Origin of the sequence: Cytobacillus sp. IB215316 (genome assembly GCF_033963865.1) — a bacterium.
Taxonomy (GTDB): Bacteria; Bacillota; Bacilli; order Bacillales; family SM2101; genus Nanhaiella; species Nanhaiella sioensis.
Genome location: NZ_JAXBMC010000001.1, coordinates 606,425 through 619,014, shown reverse-complemented (window position 1 = coordinate 619,014; position 12,590 = coordinate 606,425). Strand labels below are relative to the sequence as shown.

Below are 12,590 nucleotides of genomic sequence, written 5' to 3'. Positions count from 1 at the left end.
CTCTCCTTATTTTACTCTGCCGTATTTTCCTCCACCGCCTGTTTCTACACAAAGAGTACCGTTCCGTGCATTCATAATCGAATTAACAATTGATCGATTGACAACACGAAGCAATGACTTCTCTGGAACTTGATGTATAATCGCCATTTCAGTTTGAAAATGATCAAGTAAATTTTGCAATGTCTTCTTGCCAATGCCAGGTATAAACTCAAGTGGAACTTGGTGGATATAGCTAGGTCTATTTTCTCGCTTTGAATTTGTATTTTTTAGTTCCTTTAAACGATAATAAACACCCTTTATTATCTTCTTATGTCCGCATTTTACACAACATCCCTCTCCAAGTCTCATAGTTGCGAAGCACCTTTCACATACTGCGTGATAATATTTTCCTAGCTTAGGGTCAAGCCCATAATTAGCAACAACCTCACGATTACTTTCATTGTGCAAGGCTTTTTTCAACTCTTGAAAAGAAGGTGTTTTCATTTGAATCACTTGGTATTCTCGAGCAATTTTCCCTACTGAATGGGCGTCTGAATTTGATAAATACGTATAGTTATGTAACTCCATTATTTGATCTGCCATGTACGAATCTGCACTCAAACCAAGCTCTACAGCATCTATTAATTGGGGATCAAAAATTTCCGTTAGAGAAGAAGCTACACCTTTTCCGTACAAGCTTTTATAGGGAGTAAAAATATGTGCTGGAATAAATAATCCCGACATTGATTTTACTTTTTGTTGTAATTCAACAGCCGTTCCATACATTCTTTGTGTACTTAGCGTTATATTTTTCAATCTACTTTCTAACCAATGTGTAAATTCTTTCATCTTTGCTAATGTTGGAAAATACACTAAAACATGAACTGGTCCTTTACAATGTTCATCAAACACTTCGATTTCACACCCAAGTATTACTGTAAGATTTCTATAGCAAAGCCCCCCTTCTACATGTTCAGTCATTTCTCCTTCACTTAAAAGGTCCTCAAGCTCATTTTGTACTTCTGGAACGTGGCAATCAATGATACCAACCATTTCAAGTCCTTTACGGTTTAAGGCTTCATGTAATATAGTTGGTAACGTCATTGTTTTTGATGCAGTGATCTTTACAGGCTTACCTGAGTTTGTCCTTCCGAGATGAATATGTAAATCGACATAATATTGTTGCATCGTATAGGAGTCACATTCCTTCCATCAGTTGTTACTATTTTCAGCTAATTGCTTCATTTGTAGATGTTGAACAGCATAGGCTGTTTTCGCATCATATATTCGTTTTTCCGACATATAAGCTAATGCTTCATCTAACGTTAACTCAATTACATCAACGAATTCATCTTCATCTAATTGTGCTTTTATCTCTAATTTTATTAAACCTTCTGCAACATAAAGGTGAACAAGTTCATCTGCAAAACCCGGTGAAGTGTAAAATGATGTTAAATGAGTTAACTTGTGAGCAGTATAACCTGTCTCTTCTTCTAATTCTCTTTTTGCTGTTTCAATTGGTTCTTCCCCTTGTTCCAATTTGCCTGCCGGTATTTCTACAAGAACACGTTCTAATGGTTTCCGATATTGCTGTACCATGACAATCTTATTTTCACTCGTTACAGCAATTACAGCAACAGCTCCAGGGTGTTTTACTATTTCTCTCTTACTCGTTTTACCGTTCGGTAATTCTACATCCTCTACATATAAATCAATAATTTTCCCAGTAAACAGTTTATTTTTTTTAATTGTTTTTTCCTTTAAATGATTCATGATTTCTCCCTTTACCTTATTTCAGTCTTAAACACTGTTTCCATATGTGTTACAAACGTATCTTCATTCTCTGTAAAAGTTGCCATTTTATCACGATGTGCAACCGTTTGGTATCCTCGTGCATATGCACCGTAAGCAGTTAAAAAATTACAAATATCTGTACAGACACCTGTGACGTGCACTTTTTTTACATTTCTGTTTTGCAACTCTTCATGCAGTGCTGTGTCATAAAATGCATCATATTCAGGCTTCGGGATGTATACAACATTTGGATGGTTTTTATTCTCCTCAAACCATTCGGCTAAATCACCAAATAGTTCCTGCCCCCACGTACCCTTCACGTTATGCGCTGGCCACAATTCAAAATGCGGATCATTTTCTTCATGTGCATCCATACAAATTGCAACTACTTGATCATTCGCAATAAAATCCTCAGCCGCCTTAATAATATTTGCAACGATTTGTTGTGCAGGCTTCCCAACTGTTAAATTTCCTTTATCTGATACAAAATCATTACTCATATCAATAATGAGTAGTGCTTCTCGATTCATTTTTATTCCCCCTTCAAGATGTTGTTCAAAAGTTCTGAATTATATTGAACAAACTCATTAAATATATATAGTTTCAACATATTTGAGCTTACCCATTCTGTCAAGTTACAATATTGTTAGACTGTTTAAAAGGGCTAAATTCTTGGACGTGGTATGAAAAGTTCAATAAGAAGTAGTACGTCACGTAACATTCAGTCGATTAAGCATATAGTTCAAGGGGGAAAAGCAATTGAACAAAAGACAAGTAGGTTCTTCAGATTTATTCGTTAGTGAAATTGGACTAGGTTGTATGTCATTGGGCACAGATGAAAAGCACGCAAAATCAATTGTTGATCATGCACTCGATCTTGGTATCAATTTTTTTGACACAGCTGATTTATATGATTTTGGAGTTAATGAAGAAATAGTCGGTAAAGCATTAAAAAATAGGCGGCATGATATTATTCTCGCAACGAAAGTTGGAAACCGTTGGTCTGATAACAAAGATGGCTGGTACTGGGATGCTTCTAAACAATATATTATAGAGACTGTGAAAGACAGCTTACGTAGACTTCAAACAGATTATATTGATTTATATCAGTTACATGGTGGGACGATAGAAGATCATATTGATGATACAATCGACGCCTTCGAACAGTTGAAGCGAGAAGGAGTCATTCGTCAATATGGGATATCCTCGATCCGACCAAATGTTATTCGAGAATTCGTCAATAAGTCATCAATCGTTAGTGTAATGATGCAATACAGCGTACTAGACCGCCGTCCTGAAGAATTATTCCCAATGTTGCAGAAAAACAATATTCATGTCATTGCACGCGGTCCACTTGCAAAAGGAATCTTAACTGAAAAACCACTTATGAACGCAGGGAAAAAAGTTTTAGAGAAAGGATACCTTCATTATACGTATGAAGAACTAAGTCATGTTCGAAGTGAAGTAACGGCTATTTGTAACAACCGTAGCTTAACTGAAATTGCGCTTCAATATTGTTTACATAGCTCTGAAGTAGCAACTGTTATACCAGGCGCGAGTAGAAATGAACAACTTATTGAAAATGTTGAAGGTGCAGCAACAATAGGTTTAACAAATTCACAGTATTCAAAAATACAAGAGGTTACTAAAACTAACAAATATGAGCTGCATCGATAAGCTGGTACAATTTTCTTACACAAATTAACATGCGAAAAGCAGGCAAAGAAATACGTATAAACCATCTTTGCCTGCTTTACTGTAAACATCTATATTAGATAATCCCTTGTCGATTATTGCTGTACCATTTTGCTGCTTTACGATCAATTTCTTTAATAAAGGCATCCTTCCCAGCAATATAACTAGCAATATCGTTTGCGTATTGTGTTGCTAGTCGCTCCTTTAAAGTTGCGTATTCCATTGCCTCATCAGAGTGGTTAATAAGATAATCTCGAAAGATAATATGACGTAAAACTTGTGGGTGGCCAGTTGGAAATACATGTACGTGGTGTGTTCGATGGTTACCGCCTTTTTGGAAGTAACGACGGTCCTCAACGCCATTTTCTCCTCTTGCTTCATAGCCAATGTTTTCCATTAAACCATTTAAACTATCTACTAATCCTAGGTCGTCGACTTCAATCATTATATCGATAATTGGCTTAGCCGACATATTTGGAATTTGATGTACTGCCGATATGATGATAACTAGCAGCTAGGGTTTGATAAATATGCATTAATGCTTGTTTCTCCAAGTCAAATTGCCGACTCCAGTCTGAATTATAGCGATGTACTTCAACCTTTCTCATCTTAGCCTCCTATAAATTCGGTAGATTATGAGTATAGAAACGTCTACCAATTCATCTATTTATAGTCATCCCAATTTAAATTACTTTCATTTAATAGTTCTTCAAAGGATTTGTTCTTTTCACGTTGACGACGTTCTTCTCGTTTTCTGTTTTCTTCATCTTCTTGTCTTTTTTTCTCTTCCATCGCTAATTCATTCTTTTTTTCTTGTAATTGTTGAAAAAGTGAAGAATTAAGTCGGTCTTTTACACTTAATGCATCATCATGACTCTTTTGTTTATGCTGTTTTTTATGTTTATTTTTCTTCATTTTGATCACTCCCGTTCTTCATTGTGTGTCAATATTATAGCATATGGACATTCGCAATCTTACTAGAAATTAGTTTAATTGTTGCCGAAATATTCAAATATTTAATAGAATATAGGTAAGCGTTTTCTTCTATTAAAGTAAGGAGGATATGATTATGCAATTACCTGATCAAGTCACAATTATTGAGGTCGGTCCACGTGATGGGCTACAAAATGAAAATGCCCTCATTCCTACTGAAAAAAAAATTCAGTTTATTCATAGCTTAATGGAGGCTGGTATTCATGAAATGGAACTAACTTCTTTCGTCTCACCAAAATGGGTACCACAAATGAAAGATGCCGAGGACATAATTTCATCTTGCTTAGATACAACGAAACGGCACTTTGTCTTAGCCCCAAATAAAAAAGGGGTTGACCGGCTTTACAAAACTTCTTGTAAACATGTTGCCGTTTTTGTCGGGGTCAGTAACACGTTTAACAAAAAAAATATTAATAAAACGACAGCTGAAAGCATCACAGAATTAATCCCACTTATTCATGAGTTAAAAGAAAAAGGCTATTTTGTACGTGCATGTATCTCCACTTCATTTTATTGCCCTTATGAAGGGAAAATTTCTGAGGCGGATGTCATGTCATTATGTGGTCATTTTGTCAATGCTGGAGTAGATGAATTAAGTGTTGCCGATACGATTGGAATGGCTAATCCACAACAAGTTTTTTCATTGTTTACCAAATTGAAAGCAAGATTTCCTCACGTACTACTCACCGGTCATTTTCATGACACACGCGGAATGGCGATAGCAAATATTTATGCAGCACTTCAAGCTGGTACTATACGTTTCGATACATCTGTAGGTGGGTTAGGAGGATGTCCGTTTGCTAAGGGGGCAACTGGCAATGTAGCTACAGAAGATGTCGTATTTATGATGCATCAAATGGGCATTAATACGAACATTGAGCTAACTAAACTAACTGAATCCCTCAATGTTATTCGCCCATTTTTAACGAAATCCTTAAACAGCAACTATGACGATATTGTACAAAAAACACTGCTATAATTTTTTTACTACTATATTGGTATAAGATCTTGATATTTTTCTCACCATACTATTTGAATAATAAATTTAGTAAAGGAGACTTTTCTATCTATGCCAAAACAACAAAAAACACGTGGCCAAAAAGGTAAGCAAAGTTCTGACACAACGAATGCTGTGATGTCTGTCGAAGAGATGGAAAAAGCAACACACCCTACGAACCGCCAAAATTCTAAATCATAAGACTGACAACTTAAAATCCACCGTAGTCAACGCCCCATAAGCTAAGCTACGGTGAGGTTTCTTCATCAATATGCCAATAAGTCCTTGAATCACCCTATACTAAAGAGACCCGCTGAAATGGTGAGTGACCTAAATTCAATTAACACATACTCCCCGACCATCTTTCCATCCAGATGTTTATGACCTAATGGTATAATGAAAATAAATAACTCTTTAAGGGGAAAGCACTTTATGATAACACTATTCATTTTTATTGTAGCGTTATTTACCATTATCGTAATTACTGGATTTATACTAACAAATCAAATTATATATATTAAAAAGAAAGATGATGATGAGCTATATAACCGAGAAGTAAATGAAGGTCGCTTTAAACCTGAAGCTTTTACACAACTGCCTTGTCAAAAGATTGAGATACAATCAAAATACAACTACAAAATCCACGGTTGGCTTATTGCACCACACCAGGCAAATAAATATATGATATTTTGTCACGGAGTAACCGTGAATAAAGTGAATTCTATTAAATATATGGATGTATTTTTAGAGAGAGGTTGGAATGTTCTTGCATATGATCATCGCCGTCACGGTGAATCCGGTGGAAAAACAACAAGCTACGGGTATTACGAAAAGCATGACCTCGCTGAAGTTGTTAACTGGTTAAAACAGCGTGTCGACCAAAATAGTATGATTGGTATACATGGAGAATCAATGGGCGCAGTAACGGTACTATTATATGCTGACATGGTTAAGGATGGAGCTGATTTCTATATAGCAGATTGTCCTTTCTCTGATTTCGAGGAACAGTTAGTCTACCGCGTAAAAAAGTCGGTTAACCTTCCTAAACAGTTGTTTATACCTTTGACAAACCTATTTTTACAATGGCGAGAGGGGTACTCCTTAAAGAACATATCCCCCATTTCTATCGTAGAAAATATTACACAACCAATTCTGTTTATTCATAGTCAAAAGGATGACTATATTTTACCTGAAATGACTAAAAATCTATACAAACAAAAAAAAGGACCCAAAAAGCTATTTCTAGCTCAAAATGGATCACATGCATTGTCTTTAGCAGAGAATAAAACAGCTTACGAACAAGTTCTTGATGAATTTTTAGCGCAGTATAAACTCGATAATTAAAAAGCGCCATGAATCATTATAGCTTTGCTATTCACCCATCTCTACTAAGCTCATCCGTGGATTTAAGATTTGGCTTGGACTTTTGAGCATGAAACAGTTTGCACTCTCTGTAAAATCAATCGTCATCTCTTCATCAAAAAACACTGTTTTTGATTGATCAATTAGCAATGGTATAAAATTCGTATCGACTTTTATCTCATCATCATTTGCTTTATCAACAATCCACAATGCCGAAACACCACTAACTACACAGCCACACCCTTCTGTGTCGTAAGCAAGCTTTAACAATTTACTTTGTTCCATATTAGTTTCTATATGATCTATAGCTTTTTTTGTAAATGTAATTTTCAAATTGATCCTTCTCCCTATAAGTTTTCCTCTCATTTTAGCATATTACCATACGATATACTCATATTTTGTATACAAGCTCATTTATTTGCATATTCTCATAGTAATGAAGTTTAGTTTTGTTGATCATTATAAAAAATACCCAATTAAAGGAGAGAAAGACATGTCTGATGTTCGAATTAAAGTGTTAGATAATGGACCATTACGAGTAACTGGTAACATTGAATTAGTTGATGGAGATGGTAACAGTTTTGAAACGAAGCAAGCTTATTCTTTATGCCGGTGTGGCTTATCGATTAAAGCACCATATTGTGACGGATCTCATAAAGATAAGTTCGAATCTTCTGTTCGAGCTGAGTAAACTCACAACAGTAAAGGCTATTTTCATAAACATTGTTTACTACAAATGGGCAGAATGATGAGTTTTATGAAAGCATAATACTTGTAAAAGTAGAAAAGTGCCACGAACACTAGATTTCGTGGCATCATTTCTTCTATTTAACGATGACTTATGAGTAAAACGACATGATAACCAACAAATTACGAAAGGCTCTTTTCGTAAACTTTGTTGCTATTTTTATTAAAAAAATGGATAATATGATGAGTTTTTTTAGAGCTTAATAATGTAAAAATAGTAAAGCTGCCACGAATACTAGATGTATACGTGCTTACACCTTAGAACGTATAGCAACAATCAATGCGAAAACAACCTTACGAAAAGGAACTTAAATAACATAGTTGAACCTCAAAAGAGATGGAAAGTTAATTCCTAGTCATGTTAGCTTGCCATTACTCCTTTACGACCACACATAAAATGTGTATACTACAACCATTCCAAAAGAAAGAAGGAAAAATAATGAACAAAACCATACATGTTGGTCTCGTTGGTTTTGGGTTTTCTGGACAAGTATTTCATGCCCCATTTGTTCATTCTCATCCAAACCTGCAATTAACAAAAGTCGTTGAACGAACGAAAAGTCATTCAAAGGAACTATACCCATACACAGAAGTTGTTCGTGACTTCGATGAACTGCTTGAAGACGAAGCAATTGATCTTGTTATCATTACTACGGCTAATGAGCTCCACTATCCTATGGTAAAGAAAGCATTACTGAAAAATAAACACGTGGTTGTCGAAAAACCTTTTACGATTTCCTCTGAAGAAGCAACACAATTAGCTAAACTAGCAAACAAACAAAATCGAGTGTTAAGTGTATATCACAATCGCCGCTTTGATGGTGATTTTTTAACTATAAACCAAATCATTCAACAAAATCTACTTGGTCATGTTGTCGAATTTGAGTCACACTACGATCGTTACCGAAATTTTTTAAAAGGCTCCTGGCGAGAAGACAATAGACCAGGGTCAGGTATTTTGTATGATTTAGGCTCTCACTTAATCGACCAAGCAATCACATTATTCGGGTATCCTCATACTGTGACCGCTGATGTGCGAATTCAACGACCTATTTCTCAAACAATTGATTCTTTTGATCTCAAATTAGATTACGATAACCTCAAGATTTTACTAAAAGCTGGCATGTTAGTAAGAGAACCAGGACCTCGTTTTATCATTCACGGCACAAACGGTTCTTTTGTTAAATATGAGATGGACCCACAAGAGGAACAATTAAAAAATGGCATGATGCCTACAAATATGATGTATGGAATAGAAAAGGAAGATCATTGGGGCACCCTAAACACTGATCTTAATGACCTGCATTACAAAGGAAAAATTGAAACAATAAAGGGAAATTACATGAATTTCTACAACAATATTTATGATGCAATTGTAAATGACTTGCCACTAATCGTAACCGGTGAGCAAGCATGTAATACTATCCGCATTATTGAGTTAGCGATGCAAAGCTCCGAAGAGGGTAGAAGTATACCTTTTACACCTCAATTAGTTTAGTTCCATATCCCTTATAGAACTATTTTTCGTTTATCCTCGAAGATTTTTTCTATACGTTCTTTTTTAGTATTTTTCATTTACAAAGGCTGAATGTCTACAATATTAACAAACTGTACATCATGGATTTTTTCAACCCTATCCATGATGCGTACGGTTTTATTAATGTGGTCTATAAAATGAATATTACCTTCAACAGTATTTATCGCATGATTTTGATAATAGGAAAAAGATAATGTTTGATTTCCAGCTATACCGATATGAATCATTTCATTCAACTCTTCTAGTCGTTGCTCATCTAACAACGGCTTTGAAGCTCTCTGCTGTTTTTTTTCTAACTCCCTTAACAGCTTTGTATGTTCAGGGAGCATCATTGATACCCATTTAATTGTTCCACGGTCTCGAATCACTTTTATCACTCTCCTTTTTTTCATTCCTAAATTCTTTATGAGCTAATCCGTTATTGAAGGCATTATTCCACCGTTTTCCACATGGCGAATTGCAGGCACTTCCGCTTTTCTTTTTGGCTAGCTACAGTGCCTATCTCCTCGAGTCACTTCACCATTACACCCAAAGGCAAAGAACGCCTTCATTTGTAATGCTTCCAGGGCTTGTCGGAGATGACCAAGACACTTCCGCTTTTCCTATTGTCCAGCTGCGCCTCCTAGTCCCTCGAGTCACTTCACCATTACACCTAAAGGCAAAGAACGCCTTCATTTGCAATGCTTCTAGGGCTTGTCGGAGATGACCAAGGCACTTCCGCTTTTCTTTTTGGCTAGCTACAGTGCCTATCTCCTCGAGTCACTTCACCATTACATCCGAAGGCAAAAAGCGCCTTCATTTGTAATGCTTCCAGGGCTTGTCGGAGATGACCAAGGCACTTCCGCTTTTCCTATTGCTTATGGCCTCCTACTAGTGTGCTGCGGTGACGTGCCGTCCCCGCATCCGTATATGAAACTGCTCGCAAAATTGCATTTGAGCCGTATTTCCTCCTGATTTCATCCATACAGTAGCCGAGTGCTTGCTGCTTCGGTTTATTCATTTCAAACAGCGATAGTTGCATATTTAGATCATCCTCAATATTAGACAGTGCAATAGAGATTTTTCGTACTGTTTTATTTGTATAATGCTTTTGAAATAGCTCAATACAAACATTGTAAATATCCATTGTAATATTTGTTGGTTCTTCCATTGTTTTTGAACGATAAAATCCGCCGCCAAATTCATCTTTACTATATCCAATACCAAGACTAACCGTTCTTCCGACCTTTTTAGCTGTGCGAGTTCTTCTTGCCACCTCCTCACACATTTCTAATATTACTCGCTTTACATCTGTCGGATTTGGATAATCTCGTAATAAAATTTGACTTTTTCCAAAGCTAATTTGTCCTTGCAAAAAGGGTGCACCAAGCTCTGAAAAATCAACACCCCACGCGTGATAATATAGCTGATTTCCCATAATGCCAAACTTTTGTTCAAGTAGTTTGAGGGAATAATTAGCAAGCTGCCCTACTGAGAATATTCCTATCCTGTTTAATCTTTTTTCCATTTTCCCACCAATTCCCCACATTTGACTAAGTGGTGAAAGCGGCCAAAGCTTTGTTTCCACATCATCATACGTCCATCGAGCAATCCCTGTTTTTTTTGCCTCTAAATCCAAGCATAGTTTTGCCATAAGCATATTTGGTCCTATACCAATTGCACACGGAACTTCATATTCTCTCTCTATATCTTCTTTTAATTTTTGAGCTGTCGTTTCTGCATCACCCCATAGCTTCTCAGTACCATCCACTTGTAAAAAACTCTCATCAACGCTATACGTATGAACTGCTTCTCCCGGCACATAGCGCTGAAATAACTTAGTAAGTTCCATTGATATACGTAAGTATGTGCGCATCTTTGGATTGACGATTACAATTCGCGGGTCCTTAGGGATTTCAAATAAACGTGACCCTGTTCTAATACCAAATTCCTTCTTCAAGCGTGGTGAAGCTGCTAAAACAACACTCCCCTGTCTTTCTGTATCACCAACAACCGCTAAGTAGCATGTCAGTGGATCTAAATTCAGCAGTACTGCTGCACAACTTGCAAAAAAGCTTTTCATATCAATACATAAGATGTTATGGTGAGGCATTTTGCTATAATCAATCAAATATAACACCCCTAAAAGAATATACGTTCGTATTATTATATTCAACATCTTAACCGAATATACGTTCGTTATCAATTACAAATTGTTTCCAATAAGAAATGCTAAGATCCCCAATGTTTGGTGACAAACACTGTAGCCACTCATGAAGGTGTTTTATTGTTCGAAAAGCACTATTGTTAGATATTTCAGAAGACACTTTGTTTAAACTTTGTTACTTTTTTCACTTAATTTGAGTAACTGATGTGTATAGTTTTTAGAGGAGAAAACATGCCACGAAAACTAGTTTTATCCGTTAGTACGAAAAACCACATTCTATACGAAAACAGCCTAATGAAACAATTAATGTGAAAATACCCTTTCATAAAGGGATTTATTCTACATATTTTTTTACAATTTCTTCTTTTATTACTAAAGTATACATGTTATAATTTTGATTGATTAATCAATCATTGAATGCGAGGTCTAATTATGTCTAAACAAATATCTAAAAAGGAACAACTACGGGAAGAAAAAAGACAAAGAATTTTACATGCAGCTATCACCCTCTTCTCGAAAAATGGCTATTCAGAAACAACAATTGCAGCTGTCGCCAAAGCTTCGGAAGTGAGTTTCGGAACTGTATTTACTTATTTTTCAAATAAGGAGCAACTTTTTGAGGCCGCGGTATTAGAACCGTTAGATGAAATGAAGGCGCTGTTTTTATATCAAACTAACAAAGATCACTCCCCCTTAGAACATCTTAAACAAATGGTTAAAGAGCATGTTATTACCTTTTCTCAAAAGGAAACCCATTTACGCTTAGTTCAGTATGTATTAGGGCAACATGAAAGGTTTCCAAAATTATTCGAGCAATTAGATTCTTTTTTCCATGACGTCATCGACGCACTGAAGCCAATCATTATAGAAGGACAAAAACAAGGTGAGCTACATACGTTGAATCCTGAAATCGTAGCAACATCTTATTTCCAATTTTTAAATGGGATTCGTGTAACAATTATCGATCCGCCCGATGGGGTTATATGGAAGGCGCTTATTCCACAGGCGTTGCTCCTTTTTGCACCAGTAAATTCCAAGGATATTTACGATAGTACCCTCAATGAATAAAATTAGCAGTGTTATCGGACTTGGAAGTATCATTGGTTCAGTCATCATTAGTCGTTTAGGTAACAGAATTAATGAGAAAGTACTGGTGTGTTCCTCTACTGTGTTGCTAGGTGTGTTAATTACACTAAACGGAGTGGGCGGTATAAGAAGTGGTTTTATAAGATTGTCAGCGTTATAAAGAATAAAAGATAACATGAATTTTAGTTATCTGCATGTAAATTGTTTTAGTAACAATCACCTTTATGAAAAAAATTACATCATATTTAACTGGA

At 35.9% G+C, this 12,590-nt stretch carries 17 protein-coding genes; 8 read left to right on the top strand and 9 right to left on the bottom strand.

What is annotated here, in order from left to right:
* Positions 1–6 precede the first annotated feature (6 nt).
* Genes SLH48_RS02850 through SLH48_RS02840 form a run of 3 tightly spaced genes read right to left on the bottom strand, consistent with a single transcriptional unit; the run spans position 7 to position 2,303 of the window.
* Positions 7–1,167: an endonuclease Q family protein gene (locus SLH48_RS02850; RefSeq protein ID WP_320256935.1), complete on the bottom strand. Its 1,161-nt coding sequence runs from the start codon at positions 1,165–1,167 to the stop codon at positions 7–9.
* A 24-nt stretch (positions 1,168–1,191) separates the two neighbouring features.
* Positions 1,192–1,752, bottom strand: a complete 561-nt coding sequence (locus tag SLH48_RS02845) for an NUDIX hydrolase (RefSeq protein ID WP_214480137.1) — start codon at positions 1,750–1,752, stop codon at positions 1,192–1,194.
* A gap of 11 nt (positions 1,753–1,763) precedes the next feature.
* Positions 1,764–2,303, bottom strand: coding sequence for an isochorismatase family cysteine hydrolase (locus tag SLH48_RS02840; RefSeq protein WP_320256934.1), 540 nt, complete (start codon positions 2,301–2,303; stop codon positions 1,764–1,766).
* A gap of 229 nt (positions 2,304–2,532) precedes the next feature.
* On the opposite strand from SLH48_RS02840, the gene SLH48_RS02835 reads away from it, so the two are divergent.
* Positions 2,533–3,450 (top strand): aldo/keto reductase, encoded by a 918-nt coding sequence (locus tag SLH48_RS02835; RefSeq protein ID WP_320256933.1) that lies wholly within the window; start codon positions 2,533–2,535, stop codon positions 3,448–3,450.
* A gap of 94 nt (positions 3,451–3,544) precedes the next feature.
* Here SLH48_RS02835 and SLH48_RS02830 read toward each other — a convergent pair whose 3' ends face one another.
* From SLH48_RS02830 to SLH48_RS02825, 3 genes are read right to left on the bottom strand one after another with little or no spacing between them, the layout of a single operon-like run.
* Positions 3,545–3,940: a GrpB family protein gene (locus tag SLH48_RS02830; protein WP_320256932.1), complete on the bottom strand. Its 396-nt coding sequence runs from the start codon at positions 3,938–3,940 to the stop codon at positions 3,545–3,547.
* Entirely contained in the window at positions 3,930–4,076 is a 147-nt protein-coding gene (locus tag SLH48_RS22435) for a GrpB family protein (RefSeq protein ID WP_413785379.1), read from the bottom strand. The genes SLH48_RS02830 and SLH48_RS22435 overlap by 11 nt, the downstream gene beginning before the upstream one ends.
* A gap of 55 nt (positions 4,077–4,131) precedes the next feature.
* The gene (locus SLH48_RS02825) at positions 4,132–4,389 is read right to left on the bottom strand and encodes a YqkE family protein (protein ID WP_214480436.1); all 258 of its coding nucleotides are present in this window, start codon (positions 4,387–4,389) and stop codon (positions 4,132–4,134) included.
* A 148-nt stretch (positions 4,390–4,537) separates the two neighbouring features.
* Here SLH48_RS02825 and SLH48_RS02820 point away from each other — a divergent pair, with 148 nt between their 5' ends.
* From SLH48_RS02820 to SLH48_RS02810, 3 genes are all read left to right on the top strand, one after another.
* Positions 4,538–5,440 (top strand): hydroxymethylglutaryl-CoA lyase, encoded by a 903-nt coding sequence (locus SLH48_RS02820; protein WP_214480141.1) that lies wholly within the window; start codon positions 4,538–4,540, stop codon positions 5,438–5,440.
* Between the two features lie 90 nt (positions 5,441–5,530).
* On the top strand, positions 5,531–5,659 hold the full coding sequence (locus tag SLH48_RS02815) for a hypothetical protein (protein WP_284730418.1): 129 nt from the start codon (positions 5,531–5,533) through the stop codon (positions 5,657–5,659).
* A gap of 231 nt (positions 5,660–5,890) precedes the next feature.
* Positions 5,891–6,802 (top strand): alpha/beta hydrolase, encoded by a 912-nt coding sequence (locus SLH48_RS02810; protein ID WP_320256931.1) that lies wholly within the window; start codon positions 5,891–5,893, stop codon positions 6,800–6,802.
* Positions 6,803–6,829: 27 nt separating this feature from the next.
* Here SLH48_RS02810 and SLH48_RS02805 read toward each other — a convergent pair whose 3' ends face one another.
* A complete protein-coding gene (locus tag SLH48_RS02805) occupies positions 6,830–7,153 on the bottom strand; it encodes an iron-sulfur cluster biosynthesis family protein (protein WP_320256930.1) in 324 nt (107 codons plus the stop codon).
* A gap of 160 nt (positions 7,154–7,313) precedes the next feature.
* On the opposite strand from SLH48_RS02805, the gene SLH48_RS02800 reads away from it, so the two are divergent.
* Entirely contained in the window at positions 7,314–7,511 is a 198-nt protein-coding gene (locus SLH48_RS02800; RefSeq protein WP_320256929.1) for a CDGSH iron-sulfur domain-containing protein, read from the top strand.
* Positions 7,512–8,006: 495 nt separating this feature from the next.
* Positions 8,007–9,065, top strand: a complete 1,059-nt coding sequence (locus SLH48_RS02795) for an oxidoreductase (protein WP_320256928.1) — start codon at positions 8,007–8,009, stop codon at positions 9,063–9,065.
* Positions 9,066–9,142: 77 nt separating this feature from the next.
* On the opposite strand, the gene SLH48_RS02790 is transcribed toward SLH48_RS02795, so the two are convergent.
* A complete protein-coding gene (locus SLH48_RS02790) occupies positions 9,143–9,472 on the bottom strand; it encodes a YolD-like family protein (protein WP_214480146.1) in 330 nt (109 codons plus the stop codon).
* 482 nt (positions 9,473–9,954) lie between these two features.
* Positions 9,955–11,214, bottom strand: coding sequence for a DNA polymerase thumb domain-containing protein (locus SLH48_RS02785; RefSeq protein ID WP_214480147.1), 1,260 nt, complete (start codon positions 11,212–11,214; stop codon positions 9,955–9,957).
* Positions 11,215–11,682: 468 nt separating this feature from the next.
* Between SLH48_RS02785 and SLH48_RS02780 the strand changes: the two genes are divergently transcribed.
* Both SLH48_RS02780 and SLH48_RS02775 read left to right on the top strand, forming a co-directional pair.
* On the top strand, positions 11,683–12,318 hold the full coding sequence (locus tag SLH48_RS02780; protein WP_320256927.1) for a TetR/AcrR family transcriptional regulator: 636 nt from the start codon (positions 11,683–11,685) through the stop codon (positions 12,316–12,318).
* On the top strand, positions 12,311–12,496 hold the full coding sequence (locus tag SLH48_RS02775) for a hypothetical protein (protein WP_320256926.1): 186 nt from the start codon (positions 12,311–12,313) through the stop codon (positions 12,494–12,496). Before SLH48_RS02780 ends, SLH48_RS02775 begins: the two co-directional genes overlap by 8 nt.
* Positions 12,497–12,590 lie beyond the last annotated feature (94 nt).